The sequence below is a fragment of the Massilia aquatica genome (assembly GCF_011682045.1).
GTDB lineage: Bacteria > Pseudomonadota > Gammaproteobacteria > Burkholderiales > Burkholderiaceae_D > Telluria_A > Telluria_A aquatica.
This window is the reverse complement of sequence record NZ_VVIW01000027.1, coordinates 39436-62826: the sequence shown is the minus strand read 5'-3', so window position 1 is coordinate 62826 and position 23391 is coordinate 39436. Positions and strand designations below refer to the sequence as shown.

Genomic DNA, 23391 nt, shown 5'->3' with positions numbered 1-23391 from the left:
GTCGAAAGCTTGGAGAAAGGCGCTATTATCGCATTCTCCCGCATTCTCACCCCCCGCGCCGCGCGCGCGCATTTGCACCGGCGCGGGGGATTAACTATCATGCCATACCACCGCCAACCCAGCAGGATCCCCATGACAGCTTCGACCAGCCCGCAGAACGCCGCTTTCGGCCTCTGGCCTTCCCCGATCAGCGCCGCCATCGTGGCCGCCGGCGCCACCCCGCTGTCGCAGCCCCAGGCCGACGGCGTCGACGCCTACTGGCTGGCCGGCCGCGCCAGCGAAGGCGGGCGCACCACCCTGCTGCGCCAGCGCGGCGACCAGCTGGTCGAACTGACCCCGGCCCCGTTCAATGTGCGCAGCCGCGTGCACGAATACGGCGGCGGCGCCTATCTGGTGGCGGCGGGCACGGTGTATTTCTCGCACTTTGCCGATAATTGTATTTATACGATTGCGCCGGGCGCGGCTCCGCAGGCGCTCACCCGCCCGGGCAGCGCGCGCTACGCCGACTTTGCCCACGATGCGGCGCGCGGCCGGCTGGTGGTGGTGCGCGAAGATCATGCGGGAGGCAGCGCGCAGCCGGTCAATACGCTGTGCGCGATCGGCGCCGACGGCGGCGAAACCATCCTGGCACAGGGCAGCGACTTTTACGCCGCCCCGCGCCTGTCCCCGGACGGCCAGTCGCTGGCCTGGCTGAGCTGGGACCATCCGCGCATGCCGTGGCAGGGCACCGAACTGTGGCTGGCGCAGGTCAATCCGGACGGCTCGCTCGGCACGCCGACGCTGGTCGCCGGCGGGCCTGAAGAAGCCATCTGCCAGCCCGAATGGTCGCCGGCCGGGGTGCTGCATTTTGTATCGGACCGCAGCGGCTGGTGGAATCTGTACCGCCTGGCCGAAGGCACGGTGCAGCCTTTGTGCGAACGCGCCGCCGAGTTCGGAGCGCCGCACTGGACCTTCGCGGTATCGATGTATGGTTTCGACAGCAGCGGCGAAATTATCTGCACCTACATCGAACATGGCGTCTCGCGCCTGGCCCGACTCTCGCCCGAGAGCGGCAAGCTGGCGCCGATCACCAATCCTTACGAAGAAATCCGCGAGCTGCGCGTGGGCGGCGGCGTGGCGCTGATCCTGGGCGGCTCGCCGCACATCCCGCTGGAGCTGGCGCGTTTCGAGCTGGCCAGCGCCACGCCGTACGTGCTGGCGCGTTCGATCAGCGAACTGCCGGCGGACGGCTACCTGTCGGTCCCCGAGAGCGTGACCTACGCCAGCGGCGCCAACGGCCAGCGCAGCGCGCACGCGTTCTACTACCCGCCCTGCAACGCCGATGTGACGCCCGATGCGGCGGCCAAACCGCCGCTGATGGTGATCAGCCACGGCGGCCCGACGGGCATGGCCACCAATACCCTCAAGCTGGCCACCCAGTACTGGACCAGCCGTGGATTCGCCGTGCTGGACGTGAACTATGGCGGCAGCAGCGGCTTCGGACGCGCCTACCGCGATGCGCTCAAGGGCCAGTGGGGCGTGGTCGATGTCGACGATTGCGTGGCCGGCGCGCGCTACCTGGCCACGCGCGGCGTGGTCGATCCGGAGCGGCTGGTGATCCGCGGCGGCAGCGCCGGCGGCCTGACCACGCTGTGCGCCCTCACCTTCCACGATGTGTTCAAGGCCGGCGCCAGCTACTACGGCGTGTCGGACCTGAAGGGCCTGGACGACGACTCGCACAAGTTCGAATCGCACTACAACGAGTACCTGATCGCCCCCAAGCCGGAGTCGGAAGCGCTGTACCTGCTGCGCTCCCCCATCAACCACACCGACCGGCTGACGCGCCCGATGATCTTTTTCCAGGGCCTGGACGATAAAGTCGTGCCGCCGCAGCAGTCGGAAGTGATGGTCACGGCGCTGCGCGCGGCCGGCGTGCCGGTGGCCTACATGACCCTGGAAGGCGAAGGCCATGGCTTCCGCAAGGCAGACAGCATCGTGCGCACGCTCGAAGCGGAGCTGTATTTTTACCTGCGCATCTTCGGCCTGACCACGCCCGGCCAGCCAGCCGTGGTGGCGATCGAGAACCTGCCCGGCGCTGCATGAACGAACAGGAACTGGCCAGCATGCGCGAGCAGTTCACGCGCATGGACACGGTCGAGCAGCAGATCGCCGCCATGCTGGCGATGGCGGGCGAACCTATGGGCCGCATCCGCCTCCAGGAGCATCTGGCCGCCGCCGGCATCGCGGCCGACAACGAGCGCATGGTCGCGGCGATGGATGCGCTGCGCGGCGCCGGCATGGCCAGCGAGTTGCAGCACCGCGGCTGGATCGTCACGCCCGAAATCACCTGGCTGGCGCTGAGCAGCGCGCTCGACGCGCGCACCTTCGGCCCGCTGGCCGCTGCCTACGACAGCCTGACCCCGCTGCGCCGCAACTGGGAAGGCTTTGCCATCCTGCGCAGCTACCGCCAGGGCGTGGCGCTGCTGCGCATCGCGCTGGCCAGCGGCCAGGGTCCGGCCCAGGTGGCGCCGCTGCTGGCGGCCTGCATGAACTGCCACGAAGCGGGCTACCTGCATCCGCTGGTCGATATCTGCGCGCGCCCGTTCGAGCCGGCGCTGTTCGCGCGCATCCACCCGCTGGTGCGCGACGAGGTGCTCACGGTCCTGCTCGAGAACGCCCAGCGCGAACCGGCCAGCGCGGCGCAGCTGCGCCTGTTCGCCGAACGCCACCTGGCGCAGGGTGCGCCGTCGATGGCGCTGCGCATCGTCATGGCCGAACACCTGATCCTGTGCGGCCGCCTGGACGACGCCTCGAATTTGCTGGCCGACCTGGACGACTCGATGGCGCTGTTCTACCGCAGCGTCATTTTGCTGCTGCGCGATCACCACCTGGAGGCGCTCACCGGTTTCGAGCAGGCGCTCAAGGCGCTGCGGCGCGAGACCGGCAAGCGCAAGATGACCTTTCCCGGCATCGGCGGCCACCTGTACGTGCTGGCGCTGCTGCGCAGTCCCGACCCAAAGCACGCCAAGGCGGCCGAAGCGTATCTGGACATCGTCACGCGCACCGCCCAGAACCACGACACGGCGGTCTACCAGCAACTGAACATGCTGCGCCAGATCCGCGGCGGCACGGTCGATGCCGCGGTGCTGCCATCGCGCAGCTGGGAGAGCGCGCTGCAGCCGTTCATGTTCCGCGCGCTGCTGCATTACTGGCTGGCGCTGCCGCAGCTGGACGACAAGCGCGCCCAGCTCGAACAGATGATGACGCAAGCCTCGGAGGGCGGTTTTGAGCTGGTGGCGGCGCAGCTGGGCGCCCTGCTGGGGCGCATCGGCGCCGTCGCGCGCGACCAGGAAGCGACCGCCCTGCGCCAGCGCCTGCGCTTGGCCGACATGGGCGGCTGGTTCGAGCGCGAGGAGCCGTGGGAACGCCAGCTCAATGCGCTGATCAACCTGCAGCCGGCGCTGAATGTCGAAGTTGTGAAAGAAGCGCGCCTGGTGTGGGGCCTGCGCTTCGACCCGCTGTACGGGGTGCAGGACATCGAACCGCGCGAACAGAAGCGCGACGCCCAGGGCGGCTGGAGCCGCGGGCGCGCCATGGGCCTGAAACGCCTGTCGGACGACGCGGCCAGCTTCGACTTTTTGACCTCGCAAGACCTGCACGTGGTGGCGACCCTGAACGCCTATAAATACTACAGCGGCGGCGGGGTGCGCTACGAATTCGACATGGACAAGGCGGTGGCCGCGCTGATCGGCCACCCGCTGCTGTTCTGGATCGACGCGCCCGGCACGCGCGTGGAACTGCTGCCGGGCGAACCGGAACTGATGATCAAGGCGCGCGCCGGGAACGTGACCATCACCCTGCAACCACCGATCCTGGACAACACCGACGACGTGTGCGTCACGCGCGAAACCCCGACCCGCCTGCGGGTGGTGCGCATCAGCGACGAGCATCGGCGCATTGGCGCCATCGTCGGCAATGGCCTGGTAGTGCCGCTGCACGCGGAAAAGCAGGTGCTCAAGGCAATCGGCGCGATTTCGTCGATCGTCACGGTGCAGTCGGACATCGGCGGCAGCGCGGCCGACATTGCGCAGGTGGAGGCCGACAGCCGCCTGCACGTGCACCTGCTGCCCTACCAGCAGGGACTGAAGATGCAGGTGCTGGTGCGCCCCTTGCCGGACGCCGGCGCCTACTACCCGCCCGGTTCGGGCGCCGAGAGCGTGATCGCCGACGTTGGCGGCGCGCGCGTGGAAGCGCGCCGCAACCTGAACGCCGAGCGCGAGGCCGAGCGCCAGCTGGTCGGCGCCTTGCACGTGCTGGAACAAGCCGAGGCGGAGCACGGCGAATGGCTGCTGGCCAATCCCATCGAATGCCTGGAACTGCTGGCCGAATTGCAGGAACTCGACCCGGCCAGGGTGCTGCTGGCCTGGCCCGAGGGCGAGCCGTTCCGGCTGGCCAGAAAGGCCGATTCGAGCTCGGTGCGCCTGTCGATCAAGCGCGACAAGGACTGGTTCGCGGCCAGCGGCGAGGTGCAGATCGACGAGAACCGCATCATGGACCTGCGCACCCTGCTCGATCTGCTGCGCGAGAACGGCAGCCGCTTCGTGGCGCTGGGCGACAACCAGTTCATGGCCCTCACGTCCGAACTGCACCGGCGCCTGATGGAGCTGTCGGCCTTCGGCACCCCGAGCGCGGACGGGGTCAAGGTGCACGCGCTGGCCAGCTTCGCGCTGGAAGAGCTGGCGCAGGACGTGACACAAAATGCCGGCAAGGTCACCACCGACAAGGAATGGATCGCGCACCTGGCGCAGATGGAGCGCAACACGGCCTTCGTGCCGCAGCTGCCGAGCACCTTGCAGGCGGAGCTGCGCGACTACCAGGTCGACGGCTTCGCATGGCTGGCGCGCCTGGCCCACTGGGGCGTGGGCGCCTGCCTGGCCGACGACATGGGGCTCGGTAAAACCTTGCAGGCGCTGGCGCTGCTGCTCTCGCGCGCGCCGCAAGGGCCGGCGCTGGTGATCGCGCCGACCTCGGTGTGCATGAACTGGATCAGCGAGGCGGCGCGCTTTGCGCCGACCCTCAACGTCAAACTGTTCGGCAAGGGCGAGCGCACCGCCATGCTGGCCGATGCCGGTCCGTTCGACCTGGTCGTCGCCAGCTACGGCCTGCTGCAACTGGAAGCGCCGGCCTTTGCCAGGGTGCGCTGGAACAGCATCGTGCTCGATGAAGCGCAGGCGATCAAGAACACCGCGACCAAGCGCTCGCAGGCGGTGATGGCGCTACAGGGCGAGTTCCGCATGGTGGCCACCGGCACCCCGCTCGAAAATCACCTTGGCGAGTTGTGGAACCTGTTCCGCTTTATTAATCCGGGCCTGCTCGGCACCAGCGACCAGTTCAACCTGCGCTTCGCGGGGCCGATCGAACGGGCACAGGCTGCGACTAAGACACCAACGCGCGCCGAAGCCGGTGCGCGCCTGCGCCTGCGCCGTCTGATCCAGCCGTTCATCCTGCGCCGCACCAAGGCGCAGGTGCTGTCCGAACTGCCGCCGCGCACCGAGATCGTGCTGCCGGTCGATTTGACGGAAGAAGAAACCGCGCTCTACGAATCGCTGCGGCGCGATGCGATCGCCAAGCTGGCCGCGCTGGAAGCGCCCGAGAGCCAGAAGTCGATCCAGATCCTGGCCGAGATGATGAAGCTGCGGCGCGCCTGCTGCAATCCGGCGCTGGTGGCGCCCGAACTCGGCCTGCAAAGCAGCAAACTGACCGTGTTCGCGCGCCTGTTGGACGACCTGCTCGACAACCGCCACAAGGTGCTGGTATTCAGCCAATTCGTCGACCACCTGACCCTGATCCGCAAGCACCTGGACGAACGCGGGATCAAGTACCAGTACCTCGATGGCTCGACCCCGATGCAGGAGCGTAAAAAGCGGGTCGATGCGTTCCAGGCCGGCGAGGGCGATGTGTTCCTCATTTCGCTCAAGGCGGGCGGGGTCGGGATCAACCTGACCGCGGCCGACTACGTGATCCACATGGACCCGTGGTGGAACCCGGCGGTGGAAGACCAGGCCTCGGACCGCGCGCACCGCATGGGGCAGCAGCGGCCGGTGACCATTTACCGGCTGGTGGCGCGCCACACCATCGAAGAAGGCATCGTCGAGCTGCACAAGCACAAGCGCGACCTGGCCGACAGCCTGCTCGAAGGCAGCGATGTGGCGGCGCGCATGTCGCCGGGAGACATGCTGCGCATGCTGCAGGAGGGCTTGCGTTAGCTAGCGTTCGGAGTAGCGCCCTGCGCCATTCCATGACATCATGCGTTTTTATCAAGCGGCGCCACAATCCATGGAAGAAGACAACGCATCGAAAAGCTCCCCCGACGCTCACGTGATCGGCGTGAAGTCATGGCTGGCCTATACCGGCGTCGTGATCCTCGCGGCCCTGCTGTTCGGGGTCGCGCTGCCGCTGGCTTTCAGCTACGGCAACGAGATCGCCGCCGCCGTCGTCTTCGCCGTCTCGGCGATCGTGGTCGGCTACCGCTTCCTGCTGCTGCGCAGTATCCAGCTGTATTACGACGATGTCGGCGTATGGCTCTACTCGGGCGTACTGCCCTGGAAAAAAGGCGTCACCGGCGTCAAATGGCGCGACATGGAAGACGCCAGCTTCACGCAGGGCTTCTGGAGCTGGGTCACGCGCTCGTATACAGTGCGCATCGGCCACCGTTTCACCAAGTCGAGCGAGATTGTCCTGACCAATATCGCCAACGGCAAACACACGGTCGCCACCCTCAACGCGCGCCAGCAGGAAATGATCCGCGCCGGCGCCATCGACTGATCTCCCCTCTTCAACACGACAAAAGCGCGCAAACGGCGCGATTGATGCTAATCTGACGCCCCGCCGCATGCTTGCGGCTGCCCCTGTCCCTGTCACTACAAGGCCCAACACAATGTTGAAAACGAAAATTGCGCTGGCTGTTTTAATGACGTGCTTCGCGCTGGCGCCCGCGGGCGCTGCCAAGCCGAAAAAACAGTCCCACGCACACAGCACCAAGACGGTGAAAGCCGCCAAACCAGGCAAACCGACTAAATCGGGCAAAGCCGCCAAGCCGGCCAAGGGCAAGGCCGCGGCCATCGCCGCGCCGGCCGCCGCCGCAGCTGTCGTGGCCAGCGCGCCCGCCGCCAGCGCCGGCAGCGCCGGCAGCGAACGCTCGCAGGACCGGCGCTTCAATACGGTCAGCATGCAGTTCCTCGGCGCGCTGTGGCGCATTGATCCGGAAAGCGCGATCTATTCCGGCAAATACGATGGCGCGGCCAACCTGACTATCCCGAGCGCGGCCACGCGCGCCGCGCAACTGGCGTTCGCCGACGAGTGGCTGCAAAAGCTGGCCAAGCTCGATACGCGCCAACTCTCGGTCAAGCAGCGCACCGACCATGTCCTGCTGGTCAACAAGCTCAATGCCGACCGCTTCTACCTGACCACCCTGCGCGAGTTCGAATGGAATCCGGCGCTGTATAACATCGCCGGGCCGTTCGACCTGATCATGGGTTCCGAATACGCGTCCAAGCCGCAGCGCCTGCGCACCCTGCTCAAGCGCCTCACCAACGTACCGGCCTATTACCAGGCGGCGCAGGCGAGCATCGTCAACCCGACCCGCGAACACACGCAACTGGCCTTGCAGCAGGCGCCCGGCACCATGACGGTGCTGGCCGACCTGGGCAAGGCGGCGCAGGAATCGATCCTGAACCAGGCCGAAAAAGACCTGTTCGCGCGCCGCATCGCGGCCGCCGGCGACGCCCTGATCGGCTACGTCAACTTCCTCACCGATCTCGATAAAACGCAGCAGGCCAACCAGTCGGCGCGCTCGTTCCGGATCGGCAAAGCGCTGTACGAACAGAAGTTCGGGCATGACATCCAGGCCGGCGTGAGCGCGGAGCAGATGTACCAGAAGGCCTTGAGCGCGCGCGAACAGCTGCTCGCGCGCATGGATACGCTGTCCGACGAGCTGTGGACCAAGACCATGGGCGGCGCCGCTAGGCCGGCCGACCGCACCAAAAAAATCGGCATGGTGATCGACAAGCTGTCGGCCAAACACGTCTCGCGCGAGGAGTTCTTCCCGGAGATCCGGCGCCAGATTCCACTGCTGCAGGACTGGGTGGTGAAAAACAACCTGCTCACGCTCGATCCGAAAAAACCGCTGGTGGTACGCGAAACGCCGCTGTACCAGCGCGGCGTGGCGGGCGCCAGCATCGATGCGCCCGGACCGTATCGGCCGCAGGACCGCACCTTCTACAACGTGACCCCGCTCGACGGCCTCTCGCCCGAGCAGGCCGAGAGCACCCTGCGCGAATACAACCACTGGATTCTGCAAATCCTGAACATCCACGAAGCCATTCCGGGCCACTACGCGCAGCTGGTGTATGCCAACAAGTCGCCGTCCCTGATCAAGTCGCTGTTCGGTAACGGCGCCATGATCGAAGGCTGGGCGGTGTACGGCGAGCGCATGATGCTCGAATCGGGCTATGGCGACAATACGCCGGAAATGTGGCTGATGTACTCGAAGTGGAACCTGCGCGTGGTGACCAACACGATCCTCGACTACAGCGTGCACGTGCTGGGCATGAGCGAAGCCGATGCGATGGACATGCTCACGCGCCAGGCCTTCCAGACGCGCAGCGAGGCGAGCGAGAAGTGGCATCGCGCCAAAGTGAGCTCGGTGCAGCTGACCAGCTACTTCAGCGGCTACAGCGAGATCATGGACCTGCGCGAGCAGCGCAAACAGGCGCTCGGCGCTCGCTTCGACCTCAAGCAGTTCCACGAGCAGTTCCTCGGTTACGGCAGCGCGCCGGTGAAGATGATCAAAGAGCTGATGCAATAAGGAGAGCGCGATGCGCATGGTAATTGGTGTGATTCTTGCGGCGCTTGCGTTGTATGTCGTCGCCTGCGTCGGCCTGTTCCTCGCGCAGCGCTCCTTGATCTACTTCCCGCAGCCGCGCCGTTTCGGCCTGCCCGAATCGGTCGTCAAGCTGCCCGTGAACGGCGCCGTGCTGGAGGTGTCGGCGCGGCCCGAGAGTGGACCGCGCGCCGTGATCTACCTGGGCGGGAACGCCGAGGACGTGTCGGCCAGCCTGCCGTTCCTGGGCGAGACTTTTCCGGGGCAGGCGCTGTATCTGCTGCATTACCGCGGTTACGGCGCCAGCACTGGCAAACCGAGCGAAGCGGCGCTGTTCGCCGATGCGCTGGCCCTGTTCGACATGGTGCAGGCGAGCCATCCGCAGGTGACCGTGATCGGGCGCAGCCTGGGCAGCGGCGTGGCGGTGCATGTAGCCAGCGTGCGCCCGGTGCAGCGGCTGGTGCTGGTGACGCCCTACGACAGCATCGTCGGCATCGCCGAGATGCAGTTTCCGTGGTTTCCGGTGACCTTGCTGTTGAGGGACAAGTTCGAGTCGGGCGTGTACGCCGCCATGGTCAATGCCCCGACCACCATCATCGTCGCCGGCAACGACGAGATGATCCCGCGCGCCAGTTCCGAACTGCTGATGACGCGCTTCAAACCCGGCGTGGCGCACTATATCAATGTGCCGGACACGGGGCACAACACGATTTCGGATAGTCCACTGTACGGGGCAAGCCTGGCCGGCGAGGCGGCGCCGCGCGCCGCGCTCAAGGCCAGGTAAGCCATCCCGCCGCTATTTGCAGACGTCCGACACCCGCGTCCAGCGCTCGCGCACCGCCGGCGAGGCAAATTGCGTCGGCATATTGCCCTTGAACTTCATGGTGGTGTCGATTGCCCATGTCTTGTCGTCGATCCGCTTGACCGTGCGGGTCATCTGGATGGTCGGGCAATTCGACACGTAGGACAAGGTATCCGGATCGACGGTCTTGACGGTATGGTCGGGACAGGATGCCTTGCTCGCCGCCTGGGCGGCTGGGGTGCCGGCCTGCAGGCACTGGGTATGCGGCTTCTTGCCTTTTTCCGCGAAATCACGCGTTGCTGCGCCGGAACGCAAGCGGTTCGATGCATCGCCGCTGGCGCCATCGATCTTGCCTTCGATGACACCTGGCGCGCCCTTCTCCTGGATGATCTCGGCCCGCCCCTCCCAATCGACCTGGTACAGCCCAGGCGGCTGCACGGCGCGGTGATGTTTCGGCGCCTCGGCCGACGCGCTTAGCGGGGAATGGAGCGAGACAACACCAAACAGCGCTAGCGACGGTATGTGTTTCATAGGTTCCTTCGGGTTGGTCCGGTCGGGCTGAGGCAAGGGCCATCGGCTGCTCAACAGAATGGTACAAATGACTACCTTCGTCAATCCCGCGGGCGACTGCCACTAGGAGCCTGCGCGGCAGAAGGAGTCGAGATGAAACGAATGGGAAAAGAACCCAATTCACACCCACTTTTGAGGTCTGTAGCCTAGCTACAGGCCGAGAAATGGGCGGCAAGTGGGACTTTTCTCCATCGGTTTCGGCCGACGAGCTTCTGCCGCGCAGGCTCCTAGGGTCTGTCTTGCTGGATCGTAGCGAGAGCGCAATTTTCGTCGTTTCGAAGCGATCGCTCAGGCACGCGCGCCACTGCGCCTGACAATGTCGGAGTTCCGACACATCAAGGACCGCCAACACGGCCATGCCCCAAACTGATAGGGCGCAAGCAGTCCCGCTTCTGCCTCCTGAGCAGACAGCAGGGTATCTTTCATGAACTGCAACGGCAAATCGGGATTGTCTTCGACAGCCTTGCCAAGGCGTGCCCAATACGCAATTTGCTTTGGCACCGAGCGATGCCCGGCAGCCGCATGTGGCTTGGCCATGTCGATCAGTTCATCCGACAATCTCAGCGTCGTGGACATTGTCGTCACCTCATGCTCATTTTAGTATGCGGCTCTCTGCAAGCGTTGACAACCGACCTGCCCATCCCGTTCCATCGCGTGACGGACTGCCCTGCCAACAATGACTGTGGTATTTCGCGCCGGCTTCCTTGATGTTGACTAGAGGCAAGTGACTTGCCTTATTGCCTCGTTACAATGTGTGAAATTCTGTTCAACTTCACGCAAAGGAGACGCCATGACGCCAGGCCCAAACCCCGCCCTGCTCATCGCCCTGACAGCAATGGCCCTGGCCGGCTGCGCCAGCCGGCCGCCACCGCCAGCCGCGCCGCCGGCCGGCATCAAACCGCCTAACAGCCAGCTCGAGCATTGCCCGCGCGCGCTGGGAACGCTGCGCTTCGGCACGGATGCCGACCTGTCCGGCACCGTGCCGCTGCTGCGCCTGATGGTGCGCGCCTCGAACTGCTTCACCCTGGCCGAGGCCACGTCGGCGCACAGCGGGCGCATACTCGCTCCATCCGACTACACCGCCACGCCATCGCTCAGCTTCGCCCACGATGGCGCCGTCGGGCGCCTCGGTTCGCTGCACGATATCGCCCTGCAGCCGTCCACCCTGCTCACCTTGACCGACACCCGCTCCGGCGCGCAGGTGGCCGTGGCGCAGGGCAGCGCCAGCCACTGGCGTTTCGGCGCGGCGGGCGGCTTTTTCAATGGCGGCTTCGCGGCGGCCGACGGCTACACCCGCACGCCGCAGGGCAAGGCGGTGGCCGCCGCCATGGTCGATTCATATAACCAGGTGGTGCGCTCGCTCAGGCGCCACGCGCCACTGGCCGACGGCGCCGGGCTCAGGGCGGCGCAGGTGGCGCGCCATGATCGGCCACGTTCTCGATAAGCATCAGCAAATCGGTCACGCCCAGATCCACGCCCGCCTGCGACAGCAAGGTGCTCGCTTGCCCGCGGTGATGGGTCTGGTGATTGAAAAAGTGCAGCAGCAGGTCGCCGAAGCGCTTTTGCGAGCGAATTCCCTTGGTATTGGCGTAATGCAGCACATGCCCGAGGTCGGCCTCGGCCAGCTGCGCGGTCCAGCTGACGATCAACTGGTCGAGCAGGCGCCGGTGCGCGCCCAGCACGGCCAGGTCGGTGCTGTGGATGGCGTCCAGCCCGCCTGGTGCCGGCAGCGCCAGCACCGGATCGAGCGCGCCAAAGCGCGCCGGATGGGTGGCGAAACGGCGCAGCCAGATGGTGTCGCCGGCGACCAGGTGGTTGAGCGTGCCGAGCAGCGAGCCGAAAAAAGCGCCGCGATCGGCCGCCAGTTCATCCCTGGACAGCGTGGCGGCGGCGTCATACAGTTTCTGGTTCATCCAGCTGTTGTAGCCGGCCATCAGGCGCAGGTGGGCCAGTTCAGACACGGTGGCCCCGCGCGCGCAGGTGTTGCAGCACGGCGCCGTGTCCGCTGAGCAGGACCGACAGCCGGATCACGCTGCCGCTGCGAAATGTGAGCACGTACATGCCGCAGTACGAACGGTAGTGCACGCTGCGCAGGTCATGCCAGGCTTCGTTACGCCTGCCGCCCCAAGGCGTGATGAAGATAATGCCGCCATCGTCCACCTTACCGCGCGTCATGATGCCTTCGCACAGGCAGTAGATACCGCCGATGGCCAGCAGCAGCGCCAGCGCGACCAGCCCCGTGTAACTGTCGTGCTCGCGCGACAGTGCCACCCAGGCCAGCACGGCCACCCCCAGCAATTGCAGGATGCCGAGCCGCTCCAGGAAAGGCGCGAAAACAAGGCTGCCGTCGCCGGCGCCGATGCGCAGGCGCGCACCGATCCAGCGCACGGCAAACCAGGCGGCAAAGGCACCAAACAGACCTGCGGCAAGTACCGACACAATCACTCCCAATCAATCAATCGACCAATCAGCGCAGCGACGGCTGCGCGGCTTGTCATTGTGCCTCACATCGCGCGCCGCCGCTGGCCGCCCCTGTGCAATGACGCACAAGCAGCGTGCAAGCACGCTCCGTCCGGTCCGCGATCTTTACGGTCGCCTCCGGTAGAATTATTTCCAGCTGTTACTTCCCGTGAACCGTCCCGAAGGCCGGCCGCCCAGCGCGGTATCCCTGACGCCCCCACCGAGCTCTTCCCTGCAAGCACCCGCAGCCTTCCCGTATTTTCAATATAGAAGAATGGAGACATCATGGACATCAAGCACTCTCTCGGCCGCCGCGCGGCTTCCTTACTGTTGTGCCTGCCAGTGTGCGCGCTGGCGCAGGTCCAGGCCGGCCCCGGCGCCTGGAGCGGCAACCAGACCTGGGGCGCGGACAGCGTCAACGGCGGCAACCTGAGCGGTTACTTTTACTGGCCCGCCACCCAGCCCGTGCTGGGCGGCAAGCGCGCCCTGGTGATGGTGCTGCACGGCTGCCAGCAAACGGCGGCCGGCGACGTCATCGATTCGGGATCGGACAAGGGTTTCAACTGGAAAGGCGTGGCCGACCAGTACGGCGCCGTGATCCTGGCCCCGAATGCCACCGGCAATATCTCCGGCAGCCATTGCTGGGATTACAGCCTGACCAATCACAACCGCGCCAGCGGCCACGATGGCGTGCTGCTGAACCTGGTCAGCCGTTTCCTGGCCGATGCGCGCTATGCGGTCGATCCGAACCAGGTGTACGTGACCGGCCTGTCGTCGGGCGGCGGCCAGACCATGGTGCTGGGCTGCCTGGCGCCGGATGTGTTCGCCGGCATCGGGATCAACGCGGGGCCACCGCCCGGCACCACCATCATGCAGATCGGCAGCGTGCCGTCGGGGTTCAACGCCAGCACGGCGGCCAACAAGTGCAGCGCCATGGCCGGCGCCCAGCAAGCCAGGTTCGCCACCCAGATCGCCAGCGTGATCTGGGGCACCAGCGATTACACGGTCTCGCCCGCCTACGGACCGATCGACGCGGCGGCCATGCGCATCGCCTACGGCGGCGTGTCCGGCAGGGGCGCAACGGTAGCCGTGCCTGGCGGCGGCAGCAACACGCCCTACACCGACAGCAACGGCAAACTGCGCACCTCGGAAATCGCGGTGACCGGCATGGGCCACGCGTGGCCGGCCGGACCCGGCGGGCAGAACGGGCACTTCGTCGACGCCACCAAGGTCAATTACCCGGCCTTCGTGATGGATTTCTGGTTCAGGAACAACCTGCGCGCGAGTGCCATTGCGGCGCCGGTGATGACCGCCTGCGCGGCCAGCGTGTCGGGCAACGCCGCCACCATCAGCGGCGCGGGCGTGGATGCGGCCGGCGCCATCGGCAGCTACCGCGTGGTGCTCTCCGGCGCCACGCCGGTCAACGACCCCGCAGCCGGCAGCGGCGCCGGGTTCAGCATCGCCTACGCGCTGGCCAACGGCTACTACAGCGGCACGGTCACGGCCACCAGCGCTACCACCGGCCAAACCTCGGCGCCCTGCGCCCTGCCCACGTTCCTGGTGGGACCGGTGCCGGCCGTGCAGCCGCCGGCCGGCCTGAAGGCAGGAGTCGCCAGCGCCAGCAGCATCGCCCTGTCATGGAGCGCGGCCAGCGGCGCCAGCGGCTACAACCTCTACCGCAACGGCAGCAAGGTCACGCCGGCGCCGCTCGCGGGCACGTCTTACACCGATACCGGGCTGGCGCCATCGACCGCCTATACCTACCAGGCCTCGTCGGTGGCGGGCGCGGTGGAAAGCGGCCTGTCGGCCGGCGTGAACGCCAGCACCAGCAGCGGCTTTACCTGCACCACGGTCACGGCAAGCAATTTTGCCCACGTGCAGGCCGGACGCGCGCATGACAGCGGCGGCTTTGCGCTGGCCAACGGGTCGAACCAGAACATGGGGCTGGACAACCTGTTCTACATCCAGACCCTGGCGCAGACCGCGCCCGGGCACTATGTGGTCGGCAACTGTCCGTAGTTCATTCTTCCGGGCCCGGATTCTTGCCTTCGACCAGGACGTAGGTCTTGCCGTTGTAGGCGTAGCGCGCCGTTCCGTTCAGGCTGGTGATATCCGAGGCCAGTACCGGGCCTTCCTGGCCCTTGCGGCGCGCTTCCTTCTTGCCGTCGTCCTGGCCGACGAAGGTGAGGACCAGGTCGTTATAGTCGGCTTGTGCGGCGGGCAGGGCGAAGCGCCAGCCGGCCACGATATCGGAGCAGATGTTTTCCTCCTCGGGAACGCAGCCGGACGTGGAAAAGAAGATGGTGATGCCGTCGCCGGTGAGCGAACGGACCGGATCGGCAGTCAGGTCGAACAAAGATAGCTTGCGCTGCGCATAGTCCATCATGGCGAAGCCATGCAGCATGGCCAACCCCGGTTTGCCGGGGGCGAGCTGCATGAACCTGGCCCTGCCGATGGTCTCCCAGCTACCCATGCGCGCAATATTCGGGTGGTGCTTGAGCAGCGCCCAGCGGCCATTGGTCTTGCGCAGGATGAAGATGTTCAGCAGCCCGCCTTCGGTGCGAACGCGGTTGTCGTCCGGTCCGCGCTCGCCGTGCAAGGCGTTGGCGACCAGCGCCGCGTCGCCATTGGGCAGGATGGTATGCGCCACCGGTTCGATGGTGTACACGTGCATGCCAGGCTCTTCCGGCACGCTCAGCTGCATGGTGGCGGCGTTGTGCACGGGATTGAACTTGCCGCCGAAGATGGCTTGCATCAGCACGACCCGCTCGCGCATTCCGGCGGCCTCGGCTTCCCGTTGTTCCGGCGTGAGTTCGGGCGCTGCGGGCACGGCCTCGCTGACAGGGGGCGCGGTAGCGGTAGCGGAAGCGCTCGCCGCCGGCGCGGCAGGGGTGGCGGCGGGCCGCTGCTCGCGGCAGGCGCACAGGAGCGCGCACAGGAGCAGGCTGGTCAGCGGAATGGTTCTGCGCATCATGGTTGTGGTTCCTTGTTGGCGCCCTCGGCCAGCGCATAAACGCTGCCGTTCCAGGCGTAGCGCGCCGTGCCGCCGAGCTTGCGGGTTGCGGCGGTCTCGTATTCATCCCCGTCCGGCCCGGGCGTCTTGCGGCGCTGTTTGATGTCTTGCTCGCCCTTGAGCGTCAATACCAGGTCGTTGTAAGGCCCCGCGCCGGCCGGCGCCGCGAAGTGCCAGCCGCCGGCAATGTTGAAACAGCTGGCCGGTCCCGAGGGATTGCAGCCGGCGCGGTTACCCGAGGCAATATGGATCGGCTCGCCCGCCAGGTCGCGCAGGGTGTCGGCGCCCAGGTCGAACAGCGACAGCAGGGTGCGCTCCTCGCCTTGCGAATTGAATCCGGCCAGCATCGCCAGGCCCGGCTTGCCCGGCGCCAGGTTGACGAACACCGCCTTGTTCATCCCGGGCTGGTGCGCCAGCGCGCTGACGTTGGCATGGTGGCGCAGCTCGGTCCAGGCGCCATCGACCTTGCGCAGGATGAACACGTTGAGCAGGCCGGCGTCGAGCAGAAAGTCGGTCGCGTGGCCTTGTTCGTCGGTTTGTCCGCCGACGCCCACCAGCACGGCGTCCCCGTCCGGCAAAAACGCGTGGGCGATCGGAACCAGCGCGTACTGGCGCGTGCCGGAACGGCCCGGTTCGCCAGCCTCGATGGTCGCCTGGGACGTCTCCGGCCGGTACGCCTGGCCGAAGATGGCCCGCATCAGCACCAGGCGCTCCTGCAGCAACGCGGCCCCGGCTGCACGCTGCGCGGGCGTGGGCGGAGCGGGTGGCGGCGCGGCATCCCTGCCTGCGCTGGCGCTGGCAGGCGGCGCGGCGGCAGCTGGCGGCGTGGCCGCCTTGTGCTCGCTGCAAGACGCCAGCAGCACGGCAAAAAGAACACTCGGAAACAAAACGGCTAAACGCATCGGATCGCACACGGGGATGAAAACAAGCCATCTTACCTTACCAATTGCCAGGCTATTTCAAACCGGCAGCCTTGCCCGCGGCTTGTTTGGCGCAAGGCGCGCAGGCAGCCGATTCCGGCCCGCGACGATTGATGCACCTCATACGCGCGCGCGCCGCAACTCCTAGGCTGAATGGATCGGCAGCGGCATTTCCGGGGCCGGCCTGGCTGCCGTGCCAGAACTACACGTCCGCAGGAGGACCCATGAGGCGAATGATTTGCGCAACCATGCTGCTGGCCGTCATGGCCATGCTGGGCGCCTGCGGTGGCGGCGACAGCCCGGCGGCGGCGCCGGCACAGGCGGCGCCGCCAGTGGCCGCCGTCGCCGCTTCCGGGCCTGCCAGGGCAATGCCCGCGCCGCCGCTGCGCGCCGCGCCGGCGCTGGCGCCGCCAGAGGCACCGTTACCGAACGACGTCATGCAGCTGCGCCAGGAAGTGGCCGGTCTGCGGCGTGAAGTGGCCGAGCTGCGCTTGATGCTCACGCGCGCGCCGCCCGCGCCGCAGCCGGCCGCGCCGTTGGCGACGCCGGTGATGCCCGAAACGCCGGGGGTGGCGCCGGCCGAGACCATGTTTCGCGCGGAACAGGTGGACCATGCGTGGAGCAGCCAGGCGTCAGCGGCGGTGCGCGCGGCGCTGGCGCGTGCCAATGCCGGACTCGAACCGCAGGTCAGGGTGCTCGAATGCCGTACCAAGACCTGCCGGGTCGAGGTCAATCCGGCCAGTGCCGACCTGCTCGAAAGCGCGCTGCCGGCCGTGCTGGCCAATCTGGGTTCAACCCTGCCGAACATGACGGCAACGCAGGTGGGAAGCGGTGATGGGAGCGAGGCGACGGTGCTGTACCTGACGCGCTAGCGAATCGGAAAGACCGGCAGCGCCGCAGGGAACAGTCACCGCGGCAGCTGCGGCGGCGTGCTTACGCCGCTTCTTCCGGCGCCTGGGTGGCGCGCACGAAGACGGGCGCGATCAGGAGGCCGAGTTCGAACAAAACCCACATCGGCAAGGCCAGCGCAAACTGGCTGACGATGTCCGGCGGCGTGACGATAGCGGCGATCACGAATGCGCCCACGATCACGTACGGACGGAGTTCCTTGAGTTTGGCCACGCTGACGATCCCCATGCGCACCAGGATCACCACCACCACCGGCACCTCGAAGGTGGCGCCGAAGGCCAGGCACATGGATATGACGAAATCGAGATAGTTTTCGATGTCGGGCGTGACCGCGATCGAGGCCGGCGAAAAGTCGGAGATGAACTTGAACACGCGCCCGAACACGAAAAAGTAGCAGAACGCCACGCCGCTCATGAACAGCAGCGAGGACGACACCACCAGCGGCAGCACCAGGCGTTTTTCGTGCTGGTACAGGCCGGGGGCGATGAAGGCCCACATCTGGTAGAACACCCACGGCAGCGCCATGATGATCGACAGCACCAGCGTGACCTTCATCGGCACCAGGAAGGGGGCGATGACGCCGGTGGCGATCATCTTCGAGCCGACCGGCAGCGCAGCGATCATCGGCTGGGCGATGATGTCGTAAATATGGGCCGGTCCGGGCCACATCATCAGTGCGGCGCACACGATGGCGATGCCGATGCAAGCCTTGACCAGGCGGTCGCGCAATTCGACCAGATGAGAGATAAAGGTCTCTTCGCCCGCTGCTTTATCTGTCATTGAGGATTCAAAGAGGTATTTAGAAGAACAGGGTTAGAAGAAGGACGAGGTGGACGACGAGCGCGGGCGGAATTTTTTCACGCGCGCGGCGCCCGACATGATGTGGGCCTTGCCGCCGTGGCGCTGCTTGTACCAGCCGGGGACGGCCGAATTGCGCACCAGCTTCTTGCGGCGGAAGTCGCGCGCCTTGCGCTCGAGGTCGCTTACGGTGGCGCTGGGCGCGTTTGAGGAAGGCAGGTCGCGCCAGGCGGCATCGACATCGTCGATGTTCTGGGCGATGGTGTTTTCGACGCTGTCCTTGAACGACTGGGCCGTTTCCTGCACTTCCTTTTGCAGGTTGCGCAGTTCATCGAGCTCGATCTCGCGGCTCACCTCGGACTTGACGTCATGCAGGTAGCGCTGGGCGCGTCCATACAGGGTGCCCGCCATGCGCGCCACCTTGGGCAGCTTTTCAGGGCCGATGACAATGAGTGCAACCACGCCGATGATGGCGAGTTTAGAGAGTCCAAGATCGATCATGGCGTCTGGAAGTATCGGACAAGGCGCGTGCCGGAGCACGCACGGTCATCAGAACTTCGTTTTCTCTTTCGCTTCGCCGTCGATGGTCGTCCGTTCCGCCACCTGGGTCGGAACCGGCGGCTTCTCGTCGTCGCCACGTACGCCATCCTTGAAGCCTTTGACGGCCTTGCCAATATCGCCACCCATGTTGCCGAGCTTCTTGGTTCCGAAAACCACGACAACGACCAGCAACACGATCAGCCAATGCCAAATACTCAGTGAACCCATCATTTTCTCCTTACGAGGCGCAAACGCCCGATTCGTGAAAGCGTACGCCGCGTATTCTACGCGATGCCGGCCATTCCTGCCGCATTGTCAGCGTTGCCCGGTCCAGGGACGGGGGCCGCCGATCATGTGCAGGTGCAGGTGATAGACTTCCTGGCCGCCGTCCGGACCGCTGTTGATAAGTGTCTTGTAGCCGCCGGCCGGCTTGCCGCCGGCATCGTAGGTGACTTCACAGCCATGCTCCTTGGCAAGTTTTGGCGCCAGCGCCAGCAGCTTGCCGAGCAGCGCGCCATGCGTTTCGTTGCATTCGGACAAGGTCGCCACGTGGACCTTGGGAATGACCAGCAGGTGCACGGGTGCGGCCGGATGGATATCCTTGAACGCCAGCAACTCTTCATCCTCGTAGACAATGCTAGAAGGGATTTGCTTGGCGGCGATTTTGCAGAACAGGCAGTCGGTCATGGGCAGTTTCCGTAGAGTTAGAAATAGGAGGACCTCAGTCCGGGCGGGCGGCTTTTTCGGCCAGTCCTGAGAGGCCTTCGCGGCGCGCCAGCTCGTCGAGCACCTGCTGCGGCGAGAGGTCGAATTTGGCCAGCAGCACCATCGAATGGAACCACAGGTCGGCGCATTCGTACAGCACTTGGGACGCATCGCCATCGACGCGCGCATCCTTGGCCGCCATCACCAGTTCGGTGGCTTCTTCGCCGATCTTTTTCAGGATCGCGTCGTCGCCCTTGGAAAACAGGCGCGACACGTACGAGGTGGCCGGGTCGCCGCCGTTTTCGAGCTTGCGCGACTCGATCGTTTGCGCCACGCGGGCAAGGGTCTGGCTCATGGTGTGCCCTTCTTGGGATTGGTGTAAATCGTTTCCGGGTCCTGCAGCACCGGTTCGACCACCTGCCAGTCGCCGCTCCTGGCGTCGCCCTCGAACTTTTGATAAAAGCACGAATGGCGCCCGGTATGGCAGGCGATGGCGCCGGCCTGCTCGATTTTCAGCAGGATCACGTCTTCATCGCAGTCGAGGCGGATTTCCAGTACCTTCTGGATGTGGCCCGACTCTTCGCCCTTGTGCCACAGCTTCTTGCGCGAGCGGCTCCAGTACACCGCCTCGCCCAGTTCCACCGTGCGCGCCAGGGCGTCGCGGTTCATCCAGGCGAACATCAGCACATCGTTGGAACCGGCTTCCTGGGCGATCACCGGCACCAGGCCGTTCTCGTCCCAGCGCACTTTTTTCAGCCAGCTGAAATTGGCCGCACTAGTCATTGTGGTCGCTATCATGTTCAATCCAGACGCATCGGAATGCCCTGCGCGGCCATGAAGCGCTTGGCTTCACCGACCGTATGCTGGCCGTAGTGGAAAATACTGGCCGCCAGGACGGCGTCGGCGCGGCCGATCTTGATACCGTCGGCCAGGTCCTGCAGGCCGCCCACGCCGCCCGAGGCGATCACGGGAATGCCGATCGCGGTCGACACGGCGGCAGTCAATCCCAGGTCGAAGCCGGCCTTGGTGCCGTCGCGGTCCATGCTGGTGAGCAGGATCTCGCCGGCGCCGAGGCGCTCCATGTTCATCGCCCATTCGACCGCATCGAGGCCGGTCGCGCGGCGCCCGCCATGGGTGAACACTTCCCACTTGCCGGGCGCGGTCTGCTTGGCGTCGATGGCCACCACGATGCACTGCGAACCGTGCTTTTGCGAGGCCTGGAACACCAGGTCGGGATTGGTCACGGCCGAGGTGTTCATGCTGACCTTGTCGGCGCCGGCGTTGAGCAGGCGGCGCACGTCGTCGACCTTGCGCACCCCGCCGCCAACGGTCAGCGGGATGAACACGGTGGAGGCCACCGCTTCGATGATGTGCAGGATCAGGTCGCGCTCGTCCGAGGACGCCGTGATGTCGAGGAAAGTGATTTCGTCGGCGCCCTGCTCATCGTAGCGGCGCGCGATTTCGACCGGGTCGCCGGCGTCGCGCAGTTCGGTGAAATTGACGCCCTTGACGACGCGCCCGTCAGTCACGTCGAGGCAGGGAATGATACGTTTTGCGAGCATGGTGTGTTCTTCCGGCTTACGCCGGGTCGCCTTCGGTAAGTTCGTCGGCGCGCGCCTGGGCTTGGCCCAGGTTGATCGTGCCCTCGTAGATCGAACGGCCGCAGATGACGCCTTCGATGCCCTCTTCCTGAACCGCGCACAGCGCCTCGACGTCGCCCAGGTTGTGCAGGCCGCCGGAAGCGATGATGGGAATCCTCACGGCCTGGGCCAGCTTGACGGTCGCTTCGATGTTAATCCCGCCCATCATGCCGTCGCGGCCGATGTCGGTGTAGATGATCGATTCGACGCCGTAGGCTTCGAACTTGGTGGCCAGGTCGATCACTTCGTGGCCGCTCATCTTGCTCCAGCCGTCGGTTGCGACCTTGCCATCCTTGGCGTCCAGGCCGACGATGATGTGGCCCGGGAAGGCGCCGCAGGCGTCGTGCAGGAAGCCGGGGTTTTTCACGGCGGCGGTGCCGACGATGATGTAGGTGATGCCGTCGTCGAGATAGCGCTCGATGGTGTCGAGATCGCGGATGCCGCCGCCCAGCTGGACGGGGATCTCGTCGATATCGTGATCGACGGCGAACTCCTGCACCACCTGCAGGATCGATTTGACGGCGGCTTCGTTTTTCGGCTTGCCGGCGAAGGCGCCGTTCAGGTCCACCAGGTGCAGGCGGCGCGCGCCCTGCTTGAGCCAGTGCAGCGCCATTTCGGCGGGGTCTTCGGAGAAGACGGTGGCAAGTTCCATATCGCCCTGTTTGAGGCGAACGCAGTGACCGTCTTTGAGGTCGATGGCAGGAATGAGCAGCATGATCGGTAGTCGCTTAGTTGGGTTGGATGATTGGATGACCGGATGACAATCAGGGATTCCAGTGGACGAAGTTCTTGTACAGCTGCAGGCCCGCACCGGCGCTTTTCTCCGGGTGGAACTGGGTCGCGAAAATATTATCGCGGGCGACGGCGCAACAGAACGGCGCGCCGTAATCGGTTTCGCCGGCGGTGAGGCTGGCGTCGTCGGGCTGGACATAGTAGCTGTGCACGAAATAGAAGTAGCTATCGTCGAGGATACCCTGCCACAGCGGATGCTGGCGCACTTGTCTGACGCGGTTCCAGCCCATCTGCGGCACCTTGAAGCGCGAGCCGTCCGGCTGCAGGCGGCCGTCGAGCCGGAAGCGCACCACTTTGCCGGGCAACAGGGCAAGACCCGGGGTGTCGCCCTCTTCGCTCACGTCGAACAGCATTTGCTCGCCGACGCACACGCCCATCACGGGACGGCTCCTGGCGGCGCGCAGCAGGGCTTCCTCGACGCCGGACTGGCGCAGGCTGGCCATGCAGTCGCGCATGGCGCCCTGGCCGGGCAGGACGATCCGGTCGGCCGAATCGATATCGGCCGCATCGCCGGAGATGAGAACGTCGGCTTCAGGAGCGACGGCGCGCAGGGCTTGCGCCACCGAACGCAGGTTGCCCATGCCGTAGTCGACCACAACAATTTTATTCATAGCAATTCAGGTTCTTAATCGGAGACAGACGCGCTTTCTACCGTCGTCCCCGCGAAGGCGGGGATCCATAGCACGTTGGCGAATCGTCGGTGCTATGGGTTCGCGCCGAGTGCCGCCTTGGCGCGGGAACGACGGGGAAAATGACGATTACAAACTACCCTTGGTCGACGGGATCGTGCCAGCCGAACGGGCATCGCGTTCGGCCGCCATGCGCAGCGCGCGCCCAAAGGCCTTGAACACGGTTTCGCACTGATGGTGCGCGTTCTCGCCGCGCAGGTTATCGATGTGCAGCGACACCAGCGCGTGATTCACAAAACCCTGGAAGAACTCATGCGCCAGGTCGACGTCGAAACTGCCGATCATCGAACGCTTCCAGGGCACGTGCATTTCCAGGCCCGGACGGCCCGAAAAATCGAGCACCACGCGCGAGAGCGCTTCGTCCAGCGGCACGTAGGCGTGGCCATAGCGGCGGATACCCTTCTTGTCGCCGATCGCCTTGGCCACCGCCATGCCGAGCGTGATGCCGGTGTCTTCCACCGTGTGGTGGGCGTCGATATGCAGGTCGCCCACGCACGCGATATCGAGGTCGATCAGGCCGTGGCGCGCGATCTGGTCGAGCATGTGGTCCAGAAAAGGCACGCCCGTGTTCAGCTTTTGCTGGCCGGTGCCATCGAGGTTGATGGCGACGCGGATTTGCGTTTCATTGGTGTTGCGCGTGATGCTTGCGGTGCGGTCTGCGCTGAGGTCTGCGATGGTCATGGGGAGGCTCGG

At 65.6% G+C, this 23391-nt stretch carries 24 protein-coding genes; 8 read left to right on the top strand and 16 right to left on the bottom strand.

The genetic code is table 11. From position 1 onward, the window contains the following. Window positions 1–132 precede the first annotated feature (132 nt). From F1609_RS28850 to F1609_RS28830, 5 genes are all read left to right on the top strand, one after another. Window positions 133–2082, top strand: a complete 1950-nt coding sequence (locus F1609_RS28850; RefSeq protein WP_167080529.1) for a prolyl oligopeptidase family serine peptidase — start codon at window positions 133–135, stop codon at window positions 2080–2082. Beyond that, window positions 2079–6245, top strand: coding sequence for a DEAD/DEAH box helicase (locus F1609_RS28845; RefSeq protein WP_167080527.1), 4167 nt, complete (start codon window positions 2079–2081; stop codon window positions 6243–6245). The genes F1609_RS28850 and F1609_RS28845 overlap by 4 nt, the downstream gene beginning before the upstream one ends. A 70-nt stretch (window positions 6246–6315) precedes the next feature. Next, window positions 6316–6804, top strand: a complete 489-nt coding sequence (locus F1609_RS28840; protein WP_167080525.1) for a hypothetical protein — start codon at window positions 6316–6318, stop codon at window positions 6802–6804. A 112-nt stretch (window positions 6805–6916) separates the two neighbouring features. Continuing rightward, a complete protein-coding gene (locus tag F1609_RS28835; RefSeq protein ID WP_167080523.1) occupies window positions 6917–8845 on the top strand; it encodes a DUF885 domain-containing protein in 1929 nt (642 codons plus the stop codon). A 10-nt stretch (window positions 8846–8855) separates the two neighbouring features. Further along, window positions 8856–9644, top strand: coding sequence for an alpha/beta hydrolase (locus F1609_RS28830; protein ID WP_167080520.1), 789 nt, complete (start codon window positions 8856–8858; stop codon window positions 9642–9644). Between the two features lie 12 nt (window positions 9645–9656). Here the strand turns inward: F1609_RS28830 and F1609_RS28825 are convergent, their stop codons facing one another. Next, the gene (locus tag F1609_RS28825) at window positions 9657–10193 is read right to left on the bottom strand and encodes a hypothetical protein (protein WP_167080518.1); all 537 of its coding nucleotides are present in this window, start codon (window positions 10191–10193) and stop codon (window positions 9657–9659) included. Between the two features lie 327 nt (window positions 10194–10520). Then, window positions 10521–10808 carry a TA system antitoxin ParD family protein gene (locus tag F1609_RS28820; protein ID WP_167080516.1) on the bottom strand — a complete coding sequence of 96 codons (288 nt, stop codon included), beginning with the start codon at window positions 10806–10808 and terminating at the stop codon, window positions 10521–10523. Between the two features lie 214 nt (window positions 10809–11022). On the opposite strand from F1609_RS28820, the gene F1609_RS28815 reads away from it, so the two are divergent. Then, on the top strand, window positions 11023–11676 hold the full coding sequence (locus F1609_RS28815; RefSeq protein WP_167080514.1) for a hypothetical protein: 654 nt from the start codon (window positions 11023–11025) through the stop codon (window positions 11674–11676). Here the strand turns inward: F1609_RS28815 and F1609_RS28810 are convergent. Continuing rightward, window positions 11630–12166, bottom strand: coding sequence for a DinB family protein (locus F1609_RS28810; RefSeq protein ID WP_187363168.1), 537 nt, complete (start codon window positions 12164–12166; stop codon window positions 11630–11632). The two genes, F1609_RS28815 and F1609_RS28810, sit on opposite strands and share 47 nt — an antisense overlap. Window positions 12167–12185: 19 nt before the next feature. Further along, on the bottom strand, window positions 12186–12671 hold the full coding sequence (locus tag F1609_RS28805; protein ID WP_167080510.1) for a hypothetical protein: 486 nt from the start codon (window positions 12669–12671) through the stop codon (window positions 12186–12188). A 306-nt stretch (window positions 12672–12977) separates the two neighbouring features. Between F1609_RS28805 and F1609_RS28800 the strand changes: the two genes are divergently transcribed. Further along, complete coding sequence (locus F1609_RS28800) at window positions 12978–14711, top strand: extracellular catalytic domain type 1 short-chain-length polyhydroxyalkanoate depolymerase (protein WP_167080509.1); 1734 nt, start codon at window positions 12978–12980, stop codon at window positions 14709–14711. A gap of 1 nt (window position 14712) precedes the next feature. Here the strand turns inward: F1609_RS28800 and F1609_RS28795 are convergent, their stop codons facing one another. Both F1609_RS28795 and F1609_RS28790 read right to left on the bottom strand, forming a co-directional pair. Further along, window positions 14713–15666, bottom strand: a complete 954-nt coding sequence (locus tag F1609_RS28795; protein WP_167080507.1) for a hypothetical protein — start codon at window positions 15664–15666, stop codon at window positions 14713–14715. Next, window positions 15663–16607, bottom strand: coding sequence for a hypothetical protein (locus F1609_RS28790; RefSeq protein ID WP_167080505.1), 945 nt, complete (start codon window positions 16605–16607; stop codon window positions 15663–15665). Before F1609_RS28790 ends, F1609_RS28795 begins: the two co-directional genes overlap by 4 nt. Before the next feature lie 242 nt (window positions 16608–16849). Between F1609_RS28790 and F1609_RS28785 the strand changes: the two genes are divergently transcribed. After that, window positions 16850–17497 carry a hypothetical protein gene (locus F1609_RS28785; RefSeq protein ID WP_167080503.1) on the top strand — a complete coding sequence of 216 codons (648 nt, stop codon included), beginning with the start codon at window positions 16850–16852 and terminating at the stop codon, window positions 17495–17497. A gap of 61 nt (window positions 17498–17558) precedes the next feature. On the opposite strand, the gene tatC is transcribed toward F1609_RS28785, so the two are convergent. From tatC to hisB, 10 genes are all read right to left on the bottom strand, one after another. Beyond that, complete coding sequence (gene tatC, locus F1609_RS28780; RefSeq protein ID WP_167080501.1) at window positions 17559–18314, bottom strand: twin-arginine translocase subunit TatC; 756 nt, start codon at window positions 18312–18314, stop codon at window positions 17559–17561. A 33-nt stretch (window positions 18315–18347) separates the two neighbouring features. Beyond that, a complete protein-coding gene (gene tatB / locus F1609_RS28775; protein WP_167080499.1) occupies window positions 18348–18833 on the bottom strand; it encodes a Sec-independent protein translocase protein TatB in 486 nt (161 codons plus the stop codon). A gap of 48 nt (window positions 18834–18881) precedes the next feature. Next, window positions 18882–19100: a Sec-independent protein translocase subunit TatA gene (gene tatA / locus F1609_RS28770; RefSeq protein ID WP_167080497.1), complete on the bottom strand. Its 219-nt coding sequence runs from the start codon at window positions 19098–19100 to the stop codon at window positions 18882–18884. An 87-nt stretch (window positions 19101–19187) separates the two neighbouring features. Then, the gene (locus F1609_RS28765) at window positions 19188–19559 is read right to left on the bottom strand and encodes a histidine triad nucleotide-binding protein (protein ID WP_167080495.1); all 372 of its coding nucleotides are present in this window, start codon (window positions 19557–19559) and stop codon (window positions 19188–19190) included. 34 nt (window positions 19560–19593) lie between these two features. Then, window positions 19594–19932, bottom strand: coding sequence for a phosphoribosyl-ATP diphosphatase (locus F1609_RS28760; protein ID WP_167080493.1), 339 nt, complete (start codon window positions 19930–19932; stop codon window positions 19594–19596). Further along, window positions 19929–20360 (bottom strand): phosphoribosyl-AMP cyclohydrolase, encoded by a 432-nt coding sequence (gene hisI / locus F1609_RS28755; RefSeq protein WP_167080560.1) that lies wholly within the window; start codon window positions 20358–20360, stop codon window positions 19929–19931. Before hisI ends, F1609_RS28760 begins: the two co-directional genes overlap by 4 nt. A gap of 17 nt (window positions 20361–20377) precedes the next feature. Continuing rightward, window positions 20378–21139 (bottom strand): imidazole glycerol phosphate synthase subunit HisF, encoded by a 762-nt coding sequence (gene hisF / locus F1609_RS28750; RefSeq protein ID WP_167080491.1) that lies wholly within the window; start codon window positions 21137–21139, stop codon window positions 20378–20380. Window positions 21140–21155: 16 nt separating this feature from the next. Beyond that, window positions 21156–21932: a 1-(5-phosphoribosyl)-5-[(5-phosphoribosylamino)methylideneamino]imidazole-4-carboxamide isomerase gene (gene hisA, locus F1609_RS28745; RefSeq protein ID WP_167080489.1), complete on the bottom strand. Its 777-nt coding sequence runs from the start codon at window positions 21930–21932 to the stop codon at window positions 21156–21158. Between the two features lie 49 nt (window positions 21933–21981). Beyond that, entirely contained in the window at window positions 21982–22620 is a 639-nt protein-coding gene (gene hisH, locus F1609_RS28740; RefSeq protein WP_167080487.1) for an imidazole glycerol phosphate synthase subunit HisH, read from the bottom strand. A gap of 147 nt (window positions 22621–22767) precedes the next feature. After that, window positions 22768–23379: an imidazoleglycerol-phosphate dehydratase HisB gene (gene hisB, locus F1609_RS28735; protein WP_167080485.1), complete on the bottom strand. Its 612-nt coding sequence runs from the start codon at window positions 23377–23379 to the stop codon at window positions 22768–22770. Between the last annotated feature and the right edge of the window lie 12 nt (window positions 23380–23391).

What these genes read in the sequence shown, in the direction of transcription:
- F1609_RS28820 (WP_167080516.1), bottom strand. Translation starts at nt 10,808, where the DNA reads ATGTCCACGACGCTGAGATTGTCGGATGAACTGATCGACATGGCCAAG.
- F1609_RS28810 (WP_187363168.1), bottom strand. Translation starts at nt 12,166, where the DNA reads ATGGCCGGCTACAACAGCTGGATGAACCAGAAACTGTATGACGCCGCC.
- hisI (WP_167080560.1), bottom strand. Translation starts at nt 20,360, where the DNA reads ATGACTAGTGCGGCCAATTTCAGCTGGCTGAAAAAAGTGCGCTGGGAC.
- tatC (WP_167080501.1), bottom strand. Translation starts at nt 18,314, where the DNA reads ATGACAGATAAAGCAGCGGGCGAAGAGACCTTTATCTCTCATCTGGTC.
- F1609_RS28815 (WP_167080514.1), top strand. Translation starts at nt 11,023, where the DNA reads ATGACGCCAGGCCCAAACCCCGCCCTGCTCATCGCCCTGACAGCAATG.
- hisB (WP_167080485.1), bottom strand. Translation starts at nt 23,379, where the DNA reads ATGACCATCGCAGACCTCAGCGCAGACCGCACCGCAAGCATCACGCGC.
- tatB (WP_167080499.1), bottom strand. Translation starts at nt 18,833, where the DNA reads ATGATCGATCTTGGACTCTCTAAACTCGCCATCATCGGCGTGGTTGCA.
- F1609_RS28790 (WP_167080505.1), bottom strand. Translation starts at nt 16,607, where the DNA reads ATGCGTTTAGCCGTTTTGTTTCCGAGTGTTCTTTTTGCCGTGCTGCTG.
- F1609_RS28795 (WP_167080507.1), bottom strand. Translation starts at nt 15,666, where the DNA reads ATGATGCGCAGAACCATTCCGCTGACCAGCCTGCTCCTGTGCGCGCTC.
- F1609_RS28760 (WP_167080493.1), bottom strand. Translation starts at nt 19,932, where the DNA reads ATGAGCCAGACCCTTGCCCGCGTGGCGCAAACGATCGAGTCGCGCAAG.
- F1609_RS28800 (WP_167080509.1), top strand. Translation starts at nt 12,978, where the DNA reads ATGGACATCAAGCACTCTCTCGGCCGCCGCGCGGCTTCCTTACTGTTG.
- hisF (WP_167080491.1), bottom strand. Translation starts at nt 21,139, where the DNA reads ATGCTCGCAAAACGTATCATTCCCTGCCTCGACGTGACTGACGGGCGC.
- F1609_RS28765 (WP_167080495.1), bottom strand. Translation starts at nt 19,559, where the DNA reads ATGACCGACTGCCTGTTCTGCAAAATCGCCGCCAAGCAAATCCCTTCT.
- F1609_RS28825 (WP_167080518.1), bottom strand. Translation starts at nt 10,193, where the DNA reads ATGAAACACATACCGTCGCTAGCGCTGTTTGGTGTTGTCTCGCTCCAT.
- F1609_RS28835 (WP_167080523.1), top strand. Translation starts at nt 6,917, where the DNA reads ATGTTGAAAACGAAAATTGCGCTGGCTGTTTTAATGACGTGCTTCGCG.
- tatA (WP_167080497.1), bottom strand. Translation starts at nt 19,100, where the DNA reads ATGGGTTCACTGAGTATTTGGCATTGGCTGATCGTGTTGCTGGTCGTT.
- hisA (WP_167080489.1), bottom strand. Translation starts at nt 21,932, where the DNA reads ATGCTGCTCATTCCTGCCATCGACCTCAAAGACGGTCACTGCGTTCGC.
- hisH (WP_167080487.1), bottom strand. Translation starts at nt 22,620, where the DNA reads ATGAATAAAATTGTTGTGGTCGACTACGGCATGGGCAACCTGCGTTCG.
- F1609_RS28830 (WP_167080520.1), top strand. Translation starts at nt 8,856, where the DNA reads ATGCGCATGGTAATTGGTGTGATTCTTGCGGCGCTTGCGTTGTATGTC.
- F1609_RS28845 (WP_167080527.1), top strand. Translation starts at nt 2,079, where the DNA reads ATGAACGAACAGGAACTGGCCAGCATGCGCGAGCAGTTCACGCGCATG.
- F1609_RS28850 (WP_167080529.1), top strand. Translation starts at nt 133, where the DNA reads ATGACAGCTTCGACCAGCCCGCAGAACGCCGCTTTCGGCCTCTGGCCT.
- F1609_RS28840 (WP_167080525.1), top strand. Translation starts at nt 6,316, where the DNA reads ATGGAAGAAGACAACGCATCGAAAAGCTCCCCCGACGCTCACGTGATC.
- F1609_RS28785 (WP_167080503.1), top strand. Translation starts at nt 16,850, where the DNA reads ATGAGGCGAATGATTTGCGCAACCATGCTGCTGGCCGTCATGGCCATG.